General features: G+C 49.0%; 21 protein-coding genes. 12 read left to right on the top strand and 9 right to left on the bottom strand.

The annotated features are described in order from the left end of the window. Positions 1–15 precede the first annotated feature (15 nt). Both atpD and atpC read left to right on the top strand, forming a co-directional pair. Positions 16–1,416, top strand: a complete 1,401-nt coding sequence (gene atpD / locus DXD02_RS06540; RefSeq protein WP_022462236.1) for a F0F1 ATP synthase subunit beta — start codon at positions 16–18, stop codon at positions 1,414–1,416. Between the two features lie 14 nt (positions 1,417–1,430). Then, entirely contained in the window at positions 1,431–1,832 is a 402-nt protein-coding gene (gene atpC, locus DXD02_RS06535; RefSeq protein WP_022462237.1) for an ATP synthase F1 subunit epsilon, read from the top strand. A 74-nt stretch (positions 1,833–1,906) separates the two neighbouring features. Here the strand turns inward: atpC and DXD02_RS06530 are convergent, their stop codons facing one another. The 8 genes from DXD02_RS06530 to DXD02_RS06495 form a co-directional block, all read right to left on the bottom strand. Beyond that, the gene (locus DXD02_RS06530; protein WP_118666590.1) at positions 1,907–3,304 is read right to left on the bottom strand and encodes a Na+/H+ antiporter NhaC family protein; all 1,398 of its coding nucleotides are present in this window, start codon (positions 3,302–3,304) and stop codon (positions 1,907–1,909) included. A 78-nt stretch (positions 3,305–3,382) separates the two neighbouring features. Then, on the bottom strand, positions 3,383–4,261 hold the full coding sequence (aguB, locus tag DXD02_RS06525) for an N-carbamoylputrescine amidase (RefSeq protein ID WP_118666589.1): 879 nt from the start codon (positions 4,259–4,261) through the stop codon (positions 3,383–3,385). Next, complete coding sequence (gene aguA, locus DXD02_RS06520) at positions 4,258–5,388, bottom strand: agmatine deiminase (RefSeq protein WP_118666588.1); 1,131 nt, start codon at positions 5,386–5,388, stop codon at positions 4,258–4,260. Before aguA ends, aguB begins: the two co-directional genes overlap by 4 nt. Continuing rightward, positions 5,360–6,493, bottom strand: coding sequence for a carboxynorspermidine decarboxylase (nspC, locus tag DXD02_RS06515; protein WP_022462241.1), 1,134 nt, complete (start codon positions 6,491–6,493; stop codon positions 5,360–5,362). Before nspC ends, aguA begins: the two co-directional genes overlap by 29 nt. A 4-nt stretch (positions 6,494–6,497) precedes the next feature. Then, positions 6,498–7,757: a saccharopine dehydrogenase family protein gene (locus DXD02_RS06510; RefSeq protein WP_022462242.1), complete on the bottom strand. Its 1,260-nt coding sequence runs from the start codon at positions 7,755–7,757 to the stop codon at positions 6,498–6,500. A 470-nt stretch (positions 7,758–8,227) separates the two neighbouring features. Then, a complete protein-coding gene (locus DXD02_RS06505) occupies positions 8,228–8,758 on the bottom strand; it encodes a GNAT family N-acetyltransferase (RefSeq protein WP_022462243.1) in 531 nt (176 codons plus the stop codon). Positions 8,759–8,760: 2 nt separating this feature from the next. Continuing rightward, a complete protein-coding gene (locus DXD02_RS06500; protein WP_055227969.1) occupies positions 8,761–9,279 on the bottom strand; it encodes a peptidylprolyl isomerase in 519 nt (172 codons plus the stop codon). 150 nt (positions 9,280–9,429) lie between these two features. Continuing rightward, entirely contained in the window at positions 9,430–10,638 is a 1,209-nt protein-coding gene (locus DXD02_RS06495; RefSeq protein ID WP_022462245.1) for an aspartate kinase, read from the bottom strand. A gap of 245 nt (positions 10,639–10,883) precedes the next feature. Here DXD02_RS06495 and tsaE point away from each other — a divergent pair, with 245 nt between their 5' ends. The 5 genes from tsaE to DXD02_RS06470 all read left to right on the top strand — a co-directional run bounded on the left by tsaE (position 10,884) and on the right by DXD02_RS06470 (position 14,081). After that, on the top strand, positions 10,884–11,303 hold the full coding sequence (gene tsaE, locus DXD02_RS06490; RefSeq protein ID WP_022462246.1) for a tRNA (adenosine(37)-N6)-threonylcarbamoyltransferase complex ATPase subunit type 1 TsaE: 420 nt from the start codon (positions 10,884–10,886) through the stop codon (positions 11,301–11,303). 117 nt (positions 11,304–11,420) lie between these two features. Then, positions 11,421–12,173, top strand: coding sequence for a tRNA (adenosine(37)-N6)-threonylcarbamoyltransferase complex dimerization subunit type 1 TsaB (gene tsaB / locus DXD02_RS06485; protein ID WP_117804712.1), 753 nt, complete (start codon positions 11,421–11,423; stop codon positions 12,171–12,173). Then, on the top strand, positions 12,170–12,625 hold the full coding sequence (rimI, locus tag DXD02_RS06480; RefSeq protein ID WP_179965869.1) for a ribosomal protein S18-alanine N-acetyltransferase: 456 nt from the start codon (positions 12,170–12,172) through the stop codon (positions 12,623–12,625). The genes tsaB and rimI overlap by 4 nt, the downstream gene beginning before the upstream one ends. Before the next feature lie 168 nt (positions 12,626–12,793). Further along, complete coding sequence (locus tag DXD02_RS06475; protein WP_118666587.1) at positions 12,794–13,036, top strand: hypothetical protein; 243 nt, start codon at positions 12,794–12,796, stop codon at positions 13,034–13,036. A 46-nt stretch (positions 13,037–13,082) separates the two neighbouring features. Continuing rightward, positions 13,083–14,081 carry an alpha/beta fold hydrolase gene (locus tag DXD02_RS06470; protein WP_118666586.1) on the top strand — a complete coding sequence of 333 codons (999 nt, stop codon included), beginning with the start codon at positions 13,083–13,085 and terminating at the stop codon, positions 14,079–14,081. 75 nt (positions 14,082–14,156) lie between these two features. On the opposite strand, the gene DXD02_RS06465 is transcribed toward DXD02_RS06470, so the two are convergent. After that, the gene (locus DXD02_RS06465; protein ID WP_118666585.1) at positions 14,157–15,245 is read right to left on the bottom strand and encodes an MFS transporter; all 1,089 of its coding nucleotides are present in this window, start codon (positions 15,243–15,245) and stop codon (positions 14,157–14,159) included. 356 nt (positions 15,246–15,601) lie between these two features. Here DXD02_RS06465 and DXD02_RS06460 point away from each other — a divergent pair, with 356 nt between their 5' ends. The 5 genes from DXD02_RS06460 to pstA all read left to right on the top strand — a co-directional run bounded on the left by DXD02_RS06460 (position 15,602) and on the right by pstA (position 20,022). After that, positions 15,602–16,738 carry an aldo/keto reductase gene (locus DXD02_RS06460; RefSeq protein WP_243106442.1) on the top strand — a complete coding sequence of 379 codons (1,137 nt, stop codon included), beginning with the start codon at positions 15,602–15,604 and terminating at the stop codon, positions 16,736–16,738. Positions 16,739–16,830: 92 nt separating this feature from the next. Further along, positions 16,831–17,055, top strand: coding sequence for a hypothetical protein (locus tag DXD02_RS15420; protein ID WP_118666584.1), 225 nt, complete (start codon positions 16,831–16,833; stop codon positions 17,053–17,055). 73 nt (positions 17,056–17,128) lie between these two features. Continuing rightward, on the top strand, positions 17,129–18,085 hold the full coding sequence (locus tag DXD02_RS06450) for a substrate-binding domain-containing protein (RefSeq protein WP_118666583.1): 957 nt from the start codon (positions 17,129–17,131) through the stop codon (positions 18,083–18,085). A gap of 190 nt (positions 18,086–18,275) precedes the next feature. Continuing rightward, complete coding sequence (gene pstC / locus DXD02_RS06445; RefSeq protein ID WP_022462254.1) at positions 18,276–19,130, top strand: phosphate ABC transporter permease subunit PstC; 855 nt, start codon at positions 18,276–18,278, stop codon at positions 19,128–19,130. Next, on the top strand, positions 19,120–20,022 hold the full coding sequence (pstA, locus tag DXD02_RS06440) for a phosphate ABC transporter permease PstA (RefSeq protein ID WP_243106444.1): 903 nt from the start codon (positions 19,120–19,122) through the stop codon (positions 20,020–20,022). Before pstC ends, pstA begins: the two co-directional genes overlap by 11 nt. Positions 20,023–20,033: the final 11 nt, after the last annotated feature.

Below are 20,033 nucleotides of genomic sequence, written 5' to 3'. Positions count from 1 at the left end.
AGGAGAAGTCGTTAAATGAGTGAAAAACACATTGGCGAGGTTGTGCAGGTAACGGGTCCTGTTCTGGACATCCGTTTTCCGGAAGGAGAGCTGCCGGCACTTCTGAATGCCATCGAGATAGACAACCACGGCGAGAAGCTGGTTGTGGAAGTGGCGCAGCAGACGGGCGACAACATGGTCCGCTGCATTGCCATGAAGTCCACAGACGGACTTGTCCGCGGAACAAAAGCAGTTGACACGGGCGGCCCGATCGCCGTTCCGGTCGGAGAGGAGTGCTTAGGCCGCGTGTTCAACCTGCTCGGTGAGACCGTAGACAATAAGCCGGCACCGGAAACAGCAGAAAAATGGCCGATCCACCGCGATCCGCCGTCCTATGAGGAACAGGTTCCGGCAACGGAGATCCTCGAAACCGGAATCAAGGTCGTTGACCTGATCTGCCCGTATGCCAAGGGCGGAAAAATCGGTCTGTTCGGTGGTGCCGGCGTTGGAAAAACAGTCCTTATCATGGAGCTGATCCACAACGTGGCAACGGCACACGGCGGACTTTCCGTTTTCACCGGTGTCGGAGAGCGTACCCGTGAAGGAAATGACCTTTACAACGAGATGAAAGAGAGCGGTGTTATCGACAAGACAGCACTGGTCTATGGACAGATGAACGAGCCGCCGGGAGCGCGTATGCGTGTCGGACTTTCCGGCCTTACCATGGCAGAATATTTCCGTGATGTGAAAAATCAGGATGTGCTGCTGTTCATCGATAATATTTTCCGATTTACGCAGGCAGGTTCCGAGGTTTCGGCTCTGCTTGGCCGTATGCCGTCCGCAGTAGGATACCAGCCGACGCTGGCAACCGAGATGGGCGCACTGCAGGAGCGTATTACTTCCACAAGAAAGGGATCCATCACATCGGTACAGGCTGTTTACGTGCCGGCCGATGACCTGACCGACCCGGCTCCGGCAACAACGTTTACCCATCTGGATGCCACGACGGTACTTTCCCGTGAAATCTCCAGCCAGGGTATTTACCCGGCTGTTGATCCGCTCGATTCTACCAGCCGTATCCTGACACCGGAAATCGTAGGCCATGAGCACTATGAGGTAGCACGTGCCGTACAGCAGGTGCTGCAGAGATACAAAGAGCTGCAGGATATCATCGCCATCATGGGTATGGATGAACTGTCCGAGGAGGATAAGCTGACGGTCAGCCGTGCCCGTAAGGTACAGCGTTTCCTGTCCCAGAGCTTCTCGGTAGCGGAGCAGTTTACCGGTATGGAAGGAAAATATGTGCCGTTAAAAGAAACTCTGCGCGGATTCCGCATGATCCTTGACGGCGAGTGCGACGATCTTCCGGAGAGCTGCTTCCTGTTTGCAGGTACCATCGACGAGGTATTTGAAAAAGCAAAAGCACTGAATCAGTAAAGGAGGAATGACGTATGAGTACATTTCCTTTACGTGTCGGCACGCCGGACGGACTTCTCTATGAGGGTGACGTAGCGCGAGTTGTCTGCAGAACCATCAGCGGCGACCTGGCAATTCTGCCTGGGCACTGCAATTACTGCACTGCACTCGGTATGGGCGAGGCGCATATTGTGCTGGAGGACGGAACGAGAAGAAATGCCGCCTGCATCGGCGGAATGCTTTCCATGATGAACGGGGTCTGCCGTGTCCTGGCAACAACCTGGGAGTGGGAAGAGGATATTGATGCAGAGCGCGCCGAGGCTGCCAAACACAGGGCCGAGCAGGCGCTGGCAAACGGCGGTCTGACAGACAAAGAATACCGTATTGCCGAAGCCAAGCTGCAGCGTGCGCTGGTGCGGTTGAGTGTAAAAGAATAAAAAAACAAAAAAAGCCTTCGATGAATCTGGAAAAATCCGATCGTCGAAGACTTTTTTTATTTTAAGGGTGCTTTTTAAAGAGCAAAAATTCCGCAGATTAAGAATCCTGCTACGGCGAGAGCAGCACTGATCAGGACGTAAGGAAACTGCGACACGGCATGTGACATATTGTCAATCTCGCAGGTCGCGGAGGAAAGAACCGTTGCGTCGGAATAGAAGCATGCATGGCTTCCGAAAACACCGCCGGATACGACAGCGCCAAGCGCCAGAAGTACATTAGCATCAAGGGCGATGGCAAGCGGAACAACGATGGAAACGGCTACGGCCTCAATTCCCCAGAAAGAGCTGGTGACAAAGGTCAGAACTGCAATGACAACAAAAATAATAGCTGCCAGTGTTTTGGCATTCATGTACGGAACACACAGGTTGATAACATATTCCGACAGTCCCATTTCGCCGCAGGCAGTCTTGATCATAAAGGATGCAAGAAGAATGGCGAGAACCGGAAGAATATCTGCAAAGCCGGCAAAAAACAGTTCCACGTACCGCGTAAAGGTCATTTTCTTCCGTGGAAGATAAAGAATCATACAGGAAGCAAGAGCAAGAATGATCGCCTGCATCATATCCTGTGTGGCTACTGTCACACCGATCAGAATGCCAATAGGGATCAGAAAATCCAGTATATTTCCGGTATTGGTATTTTCGGGCGGGTAATCAACGCTCATTCCGGCCATGGCAAGGTCGACGGAAGGGGCATTGTGCATTTTGGGATGCTCCGGTGTCTGCTCTTCCTTTTCCAGATCTGCATAGGCAGCTTTCATTTTTCCGAGCTTTGGCATTAGTTTGCAGGCAAACAGAATCACAACCAGAAGGGCAGCCATGGGATAAAACATATAAGGAAGCACTTTTAAGTAAACACTCATACCGGTGGAAAAGCCCATGTTGAGAATATCCGGTTCCTGAATAAAAACACCGGAATAAAAGACCACCCAGGTGGAAAAGGGAATCAGTGCACAGACAGGTGCACCGGTTGAGTCAATGATATAGGCAAGCGCCTGTCTTGGGACTTTTCGTTTGTCACAGACATCCTTCATACAGGTTCCAACGGTCATGATGTTGAGATAGTCATCGACAAAAATAATGATTCCGAGAAATACCGACATCATCATGGTGATCCGCTCATTTTTACAGAAACGGCTTAACAGGTTGGAAAAACCAAGTGTTCCTTTTGCCTCGCGGAGCAGGAAAATGAAGCCTCCGAACAGTCCGCAGAGAAGAAGAATATACTGGTTATCTGCGTTGCTGATCTCCGAAAGCAGCAGATCACACCAGGGCCCGATAAAAGCCGCTTTGTACATGATGAGATAGGCAATCAGGGTTCCGAAAATCAGAGCTTCGAAAGATTTTTTCGTTTTTAATGCAAAAATCAGCATCGCCGCAGGCGGCAGCAGACATAAAACTCCATATTGCATAGCGGTTCTCCTTTGTAGTTAGAATATGTGATGCAGCGCACCGCTGTAGGAAGAGTTACAACAGGAAGAGACAGAGCTTTACTGTTTCGTCATGATACGATAAGTTTCCGGCCGTCGGTCACGGAAAAGCCCCCAGGAAAAACGTTCTTCGCGCAGGGCATCCAGATCGAAGGAGGCGTACAGGATTTCCTCGGTATCTCTTCCGGCAGATGCCACAAGTTCACCAGTTGCATCGGCAATAAAGGAAGAGCCGTAGAAAGTAAGAGAAGAGGACTGGCCGCCATTTTCTTCACAGGGCGTTACGGTTTCGGTACCAATCCGGTTTGCAGCAGCAACCGGAATAAGATTTGCGGCAGCATGTCCCTGCATGACGCGTCGCCAGTGCCCGCTGCTGTCTACATTCAGGATCGGCTCACTTCCGATCGCGGTAGGATAGAGCAGGATTTCAGCTCCCTGCACAGCCATGCATCGTGCTGTTTCCGGAAACCACTGATCCCAGCAGATGCCGACGCCGACGGCTCCGAAACGTGTTTCAAAGACCTTGAATCCCGTATCTCCCGGAGTGAAATAGAATTTTTCCTGATAAAAATGATCGTCCGGGATATGGGTCTTGCGGTAAACACCAAGAATGGATCCGTCTGCATCGATCATGGCAATGGAATTAAACAGGCGCTGAACATCCCTTTCATAAAAGCTGACCGGAATCACGACCCCAAGTTCTCCGGCAACGGCCTGAAAACGCCGGATGGCGGGATTTTCTGTCAAAGGCAGGGCATAATCATAATAATCGTATCGCTTTTCCTGACAAAAATACGGTCTTTCAAATAATTCAGGAAGAAGGATGAGATTGGCACCGTTGGAAGCGGCTTCACGGACCATGGTCTCTGCTTTGTCTATATTTTCCTGTACCTGGCTGCAGCATGAAAACTGCAGTGCGGCAATTTTTATATTTCTCATAATCTGTTTCCTCTTTTCTTTGCCGGAATCTGCTGGGTAATACAGTGAATGTTGCCTCCGCCGGTCAGAATGACGCGTGCATCGACAGGGAGGATCCGTCGATCCGGAAAGCATTTTCCAAGAATTTCTGCAGCCACGGTATCGTTTTCATCGCCGAAACGGGGAAGAAGGACACAGTGATTGGCAAGATAAAAATTGATATAGCTGGCGGCAAGGCGTTCCCCGGTTTCCCGCTGATCTTCGCCAGCTTCAAAATCATAGCCGAGAAGATCTTCTTCTGTAATACAGATGGGATGCTTCGGAATGGGCAGTTTGTGAATCACAAAGCTTCGTCCCTTCGCGTCAACGGTATGGGAGAGAAGATCAAAAGCGGCCCTGCTTCTGGCATACTGAGGATCGTTTTCGTCATCTGTCCAGGCAAGAAGCACTTCTCCGGGCTTTACAAAGCAACACATATTATCAATATGGCCGTTGGTTTCATCGTTGTAAATACCAAAAGGCAGCCAGATGATTTTTTCAACCGAAAGATACTGACGCAGCTTTTCTTCAATTTCCGCTCTTGTAAGAGAAGGATTGCGCCCCGGACTCAGCAGACATTCTTCGGTCGTAAGCAGGGTTCCTTCCCCGTCAACATGGATGGAGCCGCCTTCCAGAACAAAGGGGCGGGCATTATAGAAGGAATCTCCGAGAAAACTGCAGATTCGTTCCGGAACCTCACGGTCATGTTCAAAGTGGGAGTACAGACCGTCATACTGGCCGCCCCAGGCGTTGAATTCCCATTGAATGCCTCTTCGCCCGCCCTGATCGTTAATTACAAACGTAGCACCGGTATCCCTCGCCCAGGCATCCTCTGTCGGGGCTTCGATCAGATGAATCCGGTCGGAGGAAAGCAGTTCCTGTGCCGATGCTTTATCCTGTGGCCGGACGAAAAGATAAACTTGCTCATAAGCGGCAATTGCTTCTGCAATTTCTGCAAATGCCGTTCTTGCCGCTTTTGCCCCGTAATTCCAGGAACCGGGACGCCACGGCCAGATCATCAGCGTGCCTTCGTGGGGCTCAAATTCGCCCGGCATGTAAAAGCCATCGGCTTTTGGGGTTCTAAGACAATCGGTTTTTGAAATCTTCATATCCAAACTCCTTTATCATTCGGCAGTTTCCAGCTTTGTCCATCACCGCGATGGAAGGGAGTGGGATTCCGTTAAAGGTATTGGTTTTTACCATCGAATAAATCGCCATATCTTCAAAATACAGTCTGTCACCGATCCGGATTTGGGAATCGAAGGAATATTCGCCGATTACGTCGCCCGCCAGGCAGGTATTGCAGGAAAGGCGGTAGGTATAAGGCTTTTCTCCGGGCAGTCCGCTGCCTTTGAGCGGAGGGCGGTACGGCATCTCAAGCACATCCGGCATATGGCAGGCGGCGGAAGTGTCAAGAATTAAAATTTTTCCGTTATTTTCAACAATATCGAGAACTTCCGTGACATTGTAGCCTGCGTTTAAGGCAACTGCTTCCCCGGGCTCCAGGTAAATCTGAAGACCATACGTTTCTTTCATATGGTTGATACAGGAAATCAGGCGTTCGATATCGTAATCCTCACGGGTGATATGATGTCCGCCTCCCATGTTAAGCCAGTTCATTTTAAAAAGCCACTTGCCGAATTTTTCTTCCACGGCGCGCAGCGTGGTTTCCAGATCATCCGAATTCTGTTCACAGAGGGTATGAAAATGAAGACCGTCCACAAGATCAGCCAGTTCGTCTGTAAAATCGCAGGCGCGGATGCCCATGCGGGAGCCGGGCGCACAGGGATCATAAATCGCATGGCCTTCCTGCGTGGAGCATTCCGGGTTGATGCGAAGTCCGGCTTTTGCGGTTCCGGAAGCCTTAAGTACAGGGAGGTACGTTCGGAGCTGCTTTTCTGAATTGAAAATAATGTGATCGCAGATCTGTGCGAGCTCTTCCATATCCTGCGGGCGGTAGGCCGGAGAATACACATGATTCTCCAGCCCCATTTCTTCCTTTCCAAGCCGCGCCTCATAGAGTCCGCTGGCAGTTGTTCCGCTGATATATTTTCCAATCAGCGGATATTCCGAAAAGCAGGAAAAGCATTTCTGAGCCAGCAGAATTTTTGCACCGGTGCGTTCTTCTACCTGGTGCAGGAGCTTTAAGTTTTCTTCCAGTTTGCCTTCATCAATGACAAAACAGGGAGTTGGCAGTTCGTTTATCTTATACATAGGCTTAATCTACTAAAACAGGATTTTCTACGACCTTCCACGGAAGACCCCACTTGTTGAGTGCTTCCATATACGGATCCGGATCGAATTCATCTGTGGTGTAGACACCCGGCTTGTTCCAGAGGCCGTTCACGACCATCATGGTTCCGATCATAGCCGGAACGCCGGTGGTGTAGGAGATTGCCTGAGACTCTACTTCCCGGTAGCATTCCTGGTGGTCACAGACATTGTAAATGTAAATGCTTCTTTCTTTTCCGTCCTTGATACCGGTAAAAATACAGCCGATGTTGGTTTTACCCACGGTGCGCGGACCAAGAGTGGAAGGATCCGGAAGAAGCTCTTTTAAAAACTGGATCGGTACAATCTGCTGTCCGTTGAAGGTAATCGGAGTGGTGGAGAGAAGTCCTACATTTTCCAGACATTTCATATGGGTCAGATAGCTCTGGCCGAAGGTCATGAAGAAGCGGATTCTTTTTACGCCCGGGATATTTTTTGCAAGAGCCTCAATTTCTTCATGGTGAAGAAGGTACATATCCTTCTCGCCTACCTCATCGAAGTTATATTCCCGTTTGATCGACATTGGCGGAATTTCTACCCAGTGGCCGTTTTCCCAGTAAGAGCCGGGAGCGGATACCTCGCGGAGGTTGATTTCCGGATTGAAGTTGGTTGCAAACGGATATCCGTGGTCGCCGCCGTTGCAGTCCAGAATATCAATCGTGTGAATTTCATCGAAATAGTGTTTCTGTGCATAGGCTGCAAAAACGCTGGTGACGCCCGGGTCAAAGCCGGTTCCGAGAAGACCGGTGATGCCGGCTTCCTTGAAACGGTCCATATAAGCCCACTGCCAGGAATAATCAAAGTAGGCGGAAAAGCCAAGCTCTTCGCATCTCTTTTCGTAGATTGCGCGCCATGCCGGATCATCTGTATTTTCTGCTTCGTAATTTGCAGTATCGATGTAAGGAACCTTACATGCGAGGCAGGCATCCATAATGGTAAGATCCTGATAAGGAAGAGCCAGATTTAATACGGCATCCGGCTGATACTGTTTGATTAAGGCGATTAATTCTTCTGTGCAGTCGGCATCCACCTTTGCTGTTGTGATAATGGTTTTTGTGGTCGGAGCCAGCTTTTCTTTTAAAGCATCGCACTTGGAAAGGGTGCGGCTTGCAATCATAATTTCAGAAAATACTTCACTGTTCTGGCAGCATTTGTGAATGGCTACGGATGCAACACCGCCGCATCCGATGATCATAACTTTTGACATTGTTTGGTTCTCCTTTTTCAGAAAATGGTGTTGGGTTCATCTTTGGCTATAAGCACGAAAAAAAGACAGATGACGTGCATCATCTGTCTAAAAATCGAAATTTATACATGATCGTATTGTGCAAACTTCAGGGGATGGACAAAAATCCAGGCTTCTCCCTGTTTTCCTATGCAGAAATATATAGTCACGTACTCTTATTGACCGTTTCATAAGATGATGTGCTCGTCGTAGAGCATCGATTATAAAGTAATCAACTCATAAAATTTGCGCTTTTAACGCAATCAATAATGTGGCTCTTAACCACGCTCGGCAACTACCCCTGCCTGTCCGTCGGTTTTTTACCAGGGGCATATATTTTGCATAAGAACAGAATTGTTCGCTTGCAGTTCCAAATTATAAAGTGAAATGACATGGATGTCAAGAAAAATTTGTGAAACTATTCAGAGCTATGCGAAATGGAAGATTAAAAATCACAGGGTGATCCAGTAACGCTCCAGTGTTTTGTTTTCATCGGCACGATAAGCGGTGCCGTCGAACCGGCCGCCATTTTTCAGGATCGTTCTGCGGCTTCCCTCGTTGGTATCCAGGCAGCAGACCAGAATTTCGGAAAGGCCGAGGCTTTTGCAGTACGGCTGCACATTTTTCAGCATCCAGGAGGCATAGCCTTTTCTGCGTTCCGACGGGCGGACGGAGTAGCCGATATGGCCGCCAAAGGTGCGCAGAAAATCGTTCAGGTAGTGGCGCACCTGAATCATGCCGACAAGGCGGTTGTCTGATTTGCGGATGCACAGAAACTGTGTTGCGAGAACCATGCCCTCCGGCAGAGTCTCCTCTCTGGTATACCGCATGGTATCTTCAAGATACGCCTTCATATCATCAAACCGGCGAAGCGGTCCGCAGCCGTCCATGGAATCGCTGTTTTCCAGAAAATCGTTCCGGTAGGCGGCGAGCTCGGCGAAGTATTCCTCCGACGGTTCAACTAACATCAGTTCATCGTTCATCCTTAGCATTTCTCCGGTTCCGGATACTCGACGCCGAAGGTCTCAACGGTAACGGTAGCCATTCTCTGCGGCTGCAGCGGTTTGTCGCTGTAGTCGGTGTTGACAGATGCGATTTTATCTACGACTTCCAGGCCTTCTGTTACTTTTCCGAAAGCAGCGTATGCGCCGTCCAGATGCGGAGCAGCTTTGTGCATGATGAAGAACTGGCTTCCTGCGCTGTCCGGGAACATGGTACGTGCCATGGAGAGAACGCCTGGGGTGTGTGCGAGGTTGTTCTCAAATCCGTTCTGGGAGAACTCACCCTTGATGCAGTAATCCGGGCCGCCGGCGCCTGTGCCTGCAGGATCTCCGCCCTGGATCATGAATCCCGGGATGACGCGGTGGAAGATCAGGCCGTCATAGAAGCCTTTTTTTACCAGACTGATGAAGTTGTTTACGGTGTTCGGCGCGATTTCCGGGTAAAGCTCTGCTTTCATCACATCGCCGTTTTCCATAGTAATTGTAACGATTGGGTTAGACATCATTGTTTTCCTCCTGATTTTTAAACGATTTCTTGATAAGACGTAAGTAGCCATTTTTCGAAGAAAAATGAGCGGATTACGAATGTTTTTGATGATTGCCGGAGTGCAAAGCACGTAGCAATCAGGTATCAAAGGGGTCCCCCCTTTTTTTCAGACACGCTCCAGGAATGTCTCATGGATCGCACGCATTGCCTGATCTGCGTATGCTTCGTCGATCAGGGCAGTGATGCGGATTTCCGAGGTGGTAATCATCTCGGTATTGATTCCTGCATTGGCGAGCGCGCCGAACATTTTGGCAGCCACGCCCGAATGGGAGCGGACACCGGCTCCGATGACGGAAATCTTTGCCACGTTCTCATCATAATCCAGCTTTTTGATGCCGAGCGAATCCTTATTGTCGTTCAGCACATCGATCGTGCGCAGCATATCCGGCTTTGCAACGGTAAAGGAAACGGATTTTGTGCCGTCCTTTCCGAGTGACTGGATCATGACATCGATGTTCAGATTGTTCCGATCCAGTAAATTTAAGAGGCGGAACGTGCTCTCCGGATCGTTGCCAAGGCCTGCAACACGGATTTTTGCCACATTTTTGTCGGCAGCCACGCCGCTGATTAACATTTTTTCCATTTTGGTTTTCTCCCTTACCATCGTTCCGGAATTCCGGTTCAGACTGGAGCAGACCAGAAGTTCCACGCCGTATTTTTTTGCGATTTCCACGCATCTGCTGTGAAGGACTTTTGCGCCGAGCGAAGCCATCTCCAGCATTTCATCGTAAGTTACCTCTTCCATTTTGCGCGCATTCGGTACAATCCGCGGATCTGCGGTGTAGACGCCGTCTACATCCGTGTAGATTTCACAGACATCCGCGTGCAGCTCTGCAGCGAGGGCAACCGCAGTCGTATCGGAGCCGCCGCGTCCGAGCGTTGTGATATCATCGTATTTGTTGATCCCCTGGAAGCCGGTGACAATGACAATTTTGTTGTCATCCAGCTCTTTACGGATGCGCTCGGTGTCGATCCGTTTGAAGCGCGCGTTCTGATAATCGGAGGTCGTGTGCATCGGTACCTGCCAGGCATTTAAAGAAACAGCACTGACGCCCATCTGAATCATGGTTATGGCCATCAGGGAAACGGAAACCTGTTCACCGGTGGCAAGAAGCATATCCATCTCGCGGCGGGACGGTTTTTCCGTAATCTGTTTTGCGGTTGCAATCAGTCCGTCCGTCGTTTTTCCCATCGCGGAGAGAACGACAACGACCTGGCTTCCGGCCTGCTGTTTTTCGATGCAGCGCTGTGCTACATTGCGGATGTGCGCAAGATCTGCGACGGAGCTTCCGCCAAATTTCATTACAGTCAGCATAACAGTTTTGATCTCTTTCCTTTTTGATTTACGCGGACAAAAGCGCAGAGCGTGTTTTACCGCGTTTTCCGGGCCGAAAAAACAGGAGTGGGACGTTTTTGGGCCGCGAAACTCTGATACATAGTATAGCGAAAACAGATAGAAAAAGCAAGGAAAAGCACAAGGAAAAGCGGTTTCGTTCTGCGGTTGTATTACCTTTTTGTTTGTGTTAAAATGATAGGCAGAAAAAGAGGAGAAGAAAGCATATGATCATAGAAACAAATTCTGCGTCGGAGACGCTTGCCCTTGGCGAAAAGCTGGGAAAAGCGGCGAAGCCGGGCCAGATTTATACATTAAACGGAGACCTTGGTGTTGGAAAAACCGTTCTGACGCAGGGCTTTGCAAAAGGACTTGGCATCACAGAGGCAGTCAACAGTCCTACATTTACCATTATTCAGGAATATACCGAAGGGCGCCTGCCATTTTATCATTTCGATGTTTACCGGATCGGTGATATAGAAGAAATGGAAGAAATCGGATACGATGATTACTTTTTCGGTGAGGGTGTCTGCCTGATCGAATGGGCAGAACTGATTGAAGAGCTGATCCCGGAGGGTGCGATTTCGATTACGATAGAAAAAGACCTAGAAAAAGGGTTTGATTACCGGAAAATTACGGTGGAATAAAAGAAAAAATCCTGAATGTGGTGGAAAAACAAAAGGAAATCGTAAAGATTCCTGTTTCCGGCAGACTGCCAAAATGAGTTGCACAGGAAGGAAATATCGGAAAGGAAACAAAAAATTATGAAAATACTTGCACTGGACAGCTCCGGCCTGGTGGCTTCGGTGGCTGTTGTTGAAAATGACACACTGCTTGCGGAATACACCGTAAATTATAAAAAAACACATTCCCAGACTCTGCTTCCGATGCTGGATGAAATCTCGAACATGACAGAGCTGGATCTTTCGACGATCGATGCGATTGCAGTTGCCGGAGGTCCGGGCTCGTTTACCGGTCTTCGCATCGGTTCTGCAACAGCCAAGGGACTTGGTCTGGCACTTGAAAAACCACTGATTTCCATTCCAACGACGGCGGCAATCGCGTACAATATCTGGGATACTAACAAATTTGTCTGCCCGATCATGGATGCGAGAAGAAACCAGGTCTATACCGGAGTTTACTGCTACACGGATCATCGTCTCGATACGGTCTGGGAACAGGATACGATGAGCATTGAGGCACTGGCGGAGGGCCTGAACTGCCTCGACCACGAAGTGATTTTCCTCGGGGACGGCGTTGCGGTTTACCGGGAAAAATTAGAGGCACTGCTGACGATTCCGTTTTCCTTTGCACCGGCACACGTCAACCGCCAGAGAGCGGCAGCCGTCGGAGCACTGGCTGAGGTTTATTACAAAGAAGGTAAGATTCAGACGGCAGAAGAGCACGAGCCGGAATACCTGAGAAAATCGCAGGCGGAGCGTGAAAGAGCGGAGCGGGAATCTGTGAAGCATGCCGATGTGGTGAAAAAACAGGAGAACGGAGAAAAAAGCGAATGATCACAATCCGTGAAATGCAGATCGATGATCTGGAGCAGGTGATGCCGATTGAGGAGGCCAACTTTTCGATTCCGTGGACAGAAACCGGATTTTTTACATTTCTGATCCGTGACGACGCACTGTTTCTTGTAGCAGAGGAGGACGGTGAAATTTTAGGATATCTCGGAATCCTGATTTCCTTTGATGAGAGTGAGATCACAAATGTCTGCGTGGCAGAAAAAGCGAGAAGACGCGGCATCGGCCGTGCACTGATGGAAGAGCTGTTCCGTCGGATGCAGGAGAGAAAGGTGCGCGTGATTCATCTGGATGTGCGCATCGGCAATACGCCGGCGCGGAATCTGTATGAGAGTCTTGGCTTTGTGCAGGACGGCCTCAGGAAGGGGTACTACGATCTCCCGAAGGAGGACGCAGTACTGATGAGCCGGACGGATGAATCGGTTCCGAAGAGGTAGAGAGAAATTGTTATTGTATACGCATTTAACGCACAGGACTTTCCTTTCATTCCCAGTAGGAATGGCGGGAAAGATGTGTTACAATCGACAGGACACAGGAGAATCTGATTTCTGTTTTGTGTCAGGAACGAAGAAAGAAACGTTTTTTGATACACGGGAGGAAGAAAAATGCGGAAATACAACAAAAACACAAATGAGCTGGAAGCGGCGGTGTGTAACTGCTGCGGAAAAAGCATGAAAATACAGAATGGAATGCTGCTGGAGGGGATCTGCTCGGTCGACATGACGTGGGGGTACTTTTCCGGGAAGGACCTGGAAAAGCATGAGTTTGATCTGTGCGAGGAGTGCTACGATCGGATTACATTGTCGTTTGCGGTTCCGCCGGAAATTTCGGAGGACACGGAGGTTTAGAATTTCGGGCAGTTCGGCATCGTTCTGGAAGAAAGGGGAAGGTGCAATGCAAAGAGGTTTTACGATTCAGTCGAAGGTGGATGGACTGATGCTTGACGGGCTTGTGGTGGAGCCGGAGGAGGGCGTACAGCGGACGGCGCTTCTGCAGCTCAGCCATGGAATGAGCGAATACAAGGAGCGGTATCTGCCGTTTATGGAGTTTATGGCGGAACACGGTGTAGTGTGTGTGATTCATGATCACCGCGGGCACGGAAAGAGTGTGAAGTCGGAGCAGGACCTCGGATTTATGTACGGCGCAGGCGGCGCAGGACTTGTGGAGGATCTGTTTCTTGTCACGAAGTGGGCAAAGAAGAAGTACCCGGATCTTCCGTTTGTTCTGATGGGACACAGTATGGGATCCCTGGTTGTGCGCGCATACGCGAAGGAACACGACCAGGAGCTGGATGCGCTGATTGTGTGCGGTTCGCCGAGCAAAAATTATCTGCGGCCGCTGGGGGCGGCTGTAGGACACGCGGAAGCGGCGGTGCTCGGGGATGGGCATCGGAGCAATCTTCTGGAGGCGATGTCGTTTGGATCGTTTGCGGCGCGGTTTGCGGATGAGAAGAGCCGGTTCGCCTGGTGCTGTTCGGACCCGGAGGTGGTGCGGGAGTATGAAGAAAATCCGCTCTGTGGCTTTACGTTTTCGGATGATGCTTTTTTTGCGCTGAATGATCTGCTGAAGGAGACGTATGGATTTCATGGATGGCATTGCACAAACCGGAAGCTGCCGGTGCTGTTTTTGTCCGGCGGGGATGATCCGTGTTATGTGAATGTGCGGCGCTTTAAAAAATCCATTGACCATATGCGGCTGATCGGGTACCGCAATGTCAGAGGAAAGCTGTATCCGGGAATGCGGCATGAAATACTGAACGAGAAAGAGAAGTACCGCGTATATGGCGATGTCTGGAAGTGGTTGAAGAAAGAAAAAGTGGTGGGGAATGTGGAGGGGGGAAGCACACCCCCGCAGACCCCGGACGGCGCTCTGGCAGGGAGCGGCGGTGTTTGATCATTTTTTGAAAAAAACGCTCATCAGCAAAAAAACTGATGAGCGTTTTTTTCAATGTAAGTAAATTTTTGACGATCACATGATCCATCCAAATACGGTGGAAAGGACGATCATAATCATGGAAAAGACAAACGAGTTCACCGACATCAGCGTCGCCCGCTGCTTGGACGGGATCATGTCATTGAGCAGAATATCGGTCCGGACTTCAAGAAAATCATCGGAAAAGGATCCGATGAATCCGCCGAAGACCATAAGGGCCGGCAGTCCGGTAAAGCTCATAAGAAAGGCGAAAAGTACACCGATCGTGCCAAACAGCAGAATCGCGCGGTAGCGGTATTTGTGAAAGTATGCCGTCATCCGCGATCCCAGTGCCGCGCCGAGTCCCATCACGAAGAGGGCAGGTCCAAGCAGCGCGCTGTTCATGCCGGTGAGTGGCAGCTTCGCCTGTAAAAAGAAGAGAACCAGCGTGGAAACGGCACCGATGAGTGCGTTCACCAGCATAATATTTCTTGCTTTTTTCTCACGGACAAGAAACTGCCAGCTTTCCTGCACAACCGAAACGATTTCCTGTCCAACAGGATAATGAACTGGTGTTGCGTCCGTTTTTACTTCCGCAAGGTGGAATGAAACGCCAAGCGCAATCAGCCCGAAGAAGAGATCAATCGCATACGCGCGCCGGTATCCCAGCCACAGGGCAAGGCCTGCGCAGAGCGTTGCGGTGGAATTGGTGATACGGTACAGCATCATTTCGGTAGAAGAAAAACGGGCATAAAACCATTCGTCCCCGTTCTGCTTCAGACTGTCATACGCAAGTGCCTCCCGTGTGCCGGATGCAAGGTTATAGCTGAGCGCACTGCATCCAAGCGCAAGCGCCGTTGTAGCAAAGCCGGTGGAAAAAATCATCAGCGTACCGGAAATCAGGGAGGCCATCTGACTTGCAATCAGCGTTTTCCGTCGCCCGAAAACATCGGCGACAACGCCGGAGGGGAGTTCAAAGCAGAGGCTCACGATATGGAAAATACTTTCGAGCATCCCGATCTGCAGCAGCGAAAATCCACGGAGTGCGAGCAGTGCAACCCACGAAGCCGCCGCAATCTGAAAATAGCCGACCGTGGTCATAAGATATAAAGTTCGTATTTGTTTTCTGGTATTTTTCTCAGACATAAAAAAATCTCCTTGTCAAAATATAGTAAAATTCTGATGGGGAGATACGTGCATTTTCTGTGTGATTTTAAGAATACAAGATGTGAAGTTTACTTAAAAAAGAGCGCACTATCCCCATAAACAGCTGAAACATCGCCATTTGTGAGGTGAAGAAACTGGTTTTTCCAGATCATAGTGCTACTCCTTTTGTAATCATAATTTTTTATCAGAATACCACCGGAAACGGAAAAAGTCAAAGAAAAATTTTGACGAAAATAAAAAAAACTATTGACTTTCAAGTATACTTTAATGCTACAATTTTCTCAACAATACTGAGGAAACGAAGGTTTTCCGCGGAAAAGAAAGGGGATTTTATCATGAGTGTAGATGTAACAAAAATGCCGAAATTAGGATTTGGCATGATGCGCCTTCCGGAGAAGGACGGAGAACTGGATCTGGAGCAGATCTGTAAAATGGTCGATGCGTACCTTGCCTCCGGAATGAACTATTTTGACACCGCCTATATGTACTGCGGCGGAAAATCGGAGAGCATCGTGAAAAAAGCGCTGGTAGAGCGTCATCCGAGAGAAAGCTTTACTCTGACAACCAAACTTCCGCAGTGGATGATGGACGAGGGCATTGAGGGGCGTGACCGCATTTTCAATGATCAGCTCGCGCGCACCGGAGCAGGCTACTTTGATTATTACCTGCTGCACAGTGTCGAGGACGGCGCAAACTATGACGGCTATGTGAAATACGACTGTTTTAACTGGGCCAAGAAGAAAAAAGAAGAGGGACTGATCAAACACTTTGGTTTCTCCTTCCACGGAACGCCGGAGCTGCTTGACAAGATTCTCTCCGAGCATCCGGAGGTTGAAATTGTCCAGATCCAGATGAACTATGCTGACTGGGACAATCCGCTGATCCAGTCCGGACATCTGTATGAGGTGCTTCGGAAATACGATATGCCGTTCCTTGTTATGGAGCCGGTAAAGGGCGGTTCCCTTGCATCAGCAGGCAAAGAGATTGAAGCAGAGATGAAACGCGTTCATCCGGATGCATCGATTGCGTCCTGGGCACTCCGCTTTGCGGCTTCTCTCCCGGGTGTTGCAACCGTGCTCTCCGGTATGTCAAACGAGGAACAGATGGAGGATAATATCAAAACCTTCCGAAATTTTGTACCGTTAAACGAGGAAGAAAAAGCAGTGATCGCCAAAGCACAGGAAGCGCTGAAAAAGAGTCCGGCGGTTCCATGTACCGCCTGTCGTTACTGCTGCGACGGATGTCCGATGGGAATCGCGATTCCGGATGTATTCAAGGCATTGAATACCATCCGCCTGTATGGAGAAGAAGACCGCGCGAAAAATTATTATAAAAAGCTGCTGGAAACATCGGGAAAAGCAGAAGACTGCGTGCAGTGCGGTCAGTGTGAGAGTGTATGCCCGCAGCATCTGCCGATCATTGACCTGTTAAAAGAAGCGTCCGAAAAGCTTGACGTGCCGGTGACGGAATAAGAGGATTGCGAATATCCGCTTTTACATATACTTTAGAAAAAGGCTCCCCGGAATACTCTGAAAAAAGAGTATTCCGGGGAGCCTTTTTTTCTATGGGAAATCTTGTTGGAATTTCCTGCGGAGAAAAAGATCCTTTGGGCAGGATTGCACTGCGCGGAAAAAATGTGCCACTTGCGAGAGATGTGACGGAGCGGTTTACGACCGGAAAAATGGAATGTAAAAAAGAAAAAACTCATGTTTTACATAAACTTAACATCTCTGAGATTTTGCATTTTACACGCCGTTGTTATGATGAAACCTGTAAAAACGAAATGTAAAAAACGTCGGGATTGCGATTTTACAAAATAGAAATCACAAAAATCCCGTGTGAAAAGAGGAGAAAAGAATATTATGAAGAGAAAAGTAATTGCAATCACCTTAACCGCAATGATGGCTGCAGGAATGCTTGCAGGATGTGGAAGCAGCGATAGCAGCAGTTCTTCCACAGCAGACACTACAAAAGAGGCTTCTGCAACAGAGGCAGATGGCAGCACAGACGGTGACAGCACCGCAGTAGGCGGAGATTTCTCCGGACAGATCAGCGTGATCTCCCGTGAGGATGGTTCCGGTACCAGAGGTGCATTCATCGAGCTGTTCGGTGTAGAAGAGAAAAACGATGCAGGTGAGAAAGTAGACAACACCACCGTTGATGCACAGATCACCAACAATACTTCCGTTATGATGAGCACAGTGGCAGGTAACCAGTACGCAATCGGTTATATCTCCCTTGGATCCTTAAATGATGAAGTCAAAGCACTGAAAATCGACGGAGCAGAGGCAAGCGCAGAGAACGTAGAAAACGGTTCCTATAAAGTAAGCCGTCCGTTCAACATTGTAACAAAAGACGGTCTTTCCGCAGATGCGCAGGATTTCATGGACTACATCTTAAGCACCGACGGACAGCAGGTTGTTTCAGATGACGGATATATTGCAATCAAAGATACCAAAGCCTACGAAGGAAACTGCAGCGGTGAAAAGGTTGTGGTAGCAGGATCTTCCTCTGTAACACCACTGATGGAAAAATTAAAAGAGGCTTATACACAAGTAAATTCAAACGCTAACATCGAAGTACAGCAGAGCGATTCCACAACAGGTATCACTTCCGCAAGCGACGGTCTCTGCGACATCGGTATGGCATCCCGTGACTTAAAGGATGAGGAGAAATCCTTAGGACTTACCGCAACCGTAATCGCAACCGACGGTATTGCTGTCATCGTAAACAAAGAGAACCCGACCGACGGGCTGACCAGCGATCAGGTAAAGAGCATCTATGTTGGCGACACAACCGACTGGGCAGATGTAAAATAAAGAATGTATAAAGCAATGGAAAAAGAAGTAAGGGCGAACAATGGAAAATCGCTCTTACTTCCGTATCCGAAAATGTTCAGAAAAAGAAGCTGTCTTTCGGAACGTGCTTGAAAAAGCAGTTCGTAAGGAAAAAAACGAAAGTCTTTTTCAAACACGCTCCGCGAAACAATGAAATGAAAGGATTTATCTTATGAAACTAAGAGAAACGATCATGAAACTTGTATTCCTGATTGCGGCGTGCTGCTCCGTACTGGCTGTTGCACTGATCTGCATTTTCCTGTTCATGAATGGCGTTCCTGCTATTTTTAAAATCGGACCGCTGAAATTTTTGACCGGTACCGTGTGGAAACCGGGAAACAACATTTTCGGTATCCTGCCGATGATTGTCGGCAGTATCTGCGTGACCGGCCTTGCAATCCTGATGGGTGTGCCGGTTGCCATTCTTACTTCGGTGTTTCTTTCCCGTTACTGTCCGAAAAAGTTTTACGGCATCTGCAAATCAGGTATTAACCTGATGGCCGGTATTCCGTCTATCGTATATGGATTTTTCGGACTGGTTGTGATCGTCCCGTTGATGGCACAGCTGACAGGCAAAAACGGAAACACAATGCTGACGGCATCTATTCTTCTGGCCGTTATGATTCTTCCGACCGTGGTCGGTGTAACAGAATCCGCCATTACAAGCGTTCCGGAATCCTACTATGAAGCAAGCCTTGGCCTTGGTGCAACGCATTCCCAGAGCGTTTTTTTTGCAGTTGTCCCGGCGGCAAAATCCGGAATCCTGGCCGGCATCGTTCTTGGCATCGGACGCGCCATCGGAGAGACGATGGCAGTGATTATGATTGCCGGAAACCAGCCTCGTATGCCAAAAGGAATCACAGAAGGCCTTCGTACCATGACAGCCAATATTGTACTGGAGATGGGATATGCATCCGGACTTCACCGGGAAGCGCTGATTGCAACGGGTGTTGTGCTGTTTGTCTTTATCCTGCTGATCAATTTATCGGTGTCTATGCTGAACCGGAGGGTACATTATGGTGATTAAAGGAAATGGAGCTGTAAATACAATGGAAGCTGTAAAAATAAATACAAAAGAAAAAGAAAGAACAAAGGTTACGTATCACAAAAGTGTTTTTTCTTCGGTACTGACCGGAATTACCTGGGGAGCGGCCATTCTTGCACTTGACGTTCTGGTTTTTCTGGTTGGATTTATTCTGATCCACGGTGTGAAAAACCTGACACTGGAGCAGTTTGCATGGACCTATAATACAGAGAATGTTACGATGCTTCCGGCAATCATCAACACCGTTACGATGACAGTACTTTCCCTGCTGCTTGCTGCGCCCCTCGGCATTTTTTCGGCGATTTATCTGGTTGAATATGCCAACAAACGCGGAAAACTGGTTGGCCTGATCCGGATTACGGCAGAGACCCTTTCCGGTATTCCGTCGATCGTTTACGGTTTGTTCGGTATGCTGTTTTTTACGAAAACCCTGAAAATGGGATACTCGATGATGTCCGGTGCCTGTACCCTTGCCATCATGATTCTTCCGCTGATTATGCGAACAGCAGAAGAAGCCTTAAAATCGGTTCCGGATTCCTATCGGGAAGCAAGCTTTGGACTGGGAGCCGGAAAGCTTCGTACGATTTTTAAAATTGTTCTTCCATCTGCCGTCCCCGGCATTCTTTCCGGTGTCATTCTTGCGACAGGCCGTGTCGTAGGAGAGACGGCAGCGCTTCTTTTCACAGCAGGAACGATTGCAAAGGTGGCAGGCCTTATGGATTCCGGCCGTACCCTTGCCGTTCATATGTATGCACTTTCCAGTGAAGGCCTTTATATGAATCAGATGTATGCAACCGGCGTCATCCTGATGCTGATTGTCCTTCTGATCAACGGCTGTTCTGGAATGATTGCGAAGAAAATTGCAAAGAAATAAAAGAGAGACGA

It is taken from the genome of Blautia sp. TF10-30 (assembly GCF_003481245.1).
In the GTDB taxonomy this organism is placed as follows: domain Bacteria; phylum Bacillota; class Clostridia; order Lachnospirales; family Lachnospiraceae; genus Fusicatenibacter; species Fusicatenibacter saccharivorans.
Note: the sequence above shows the minus strand (reverse complement) of the source record. Positions and strands in the feature narration are given on the sequence as shown.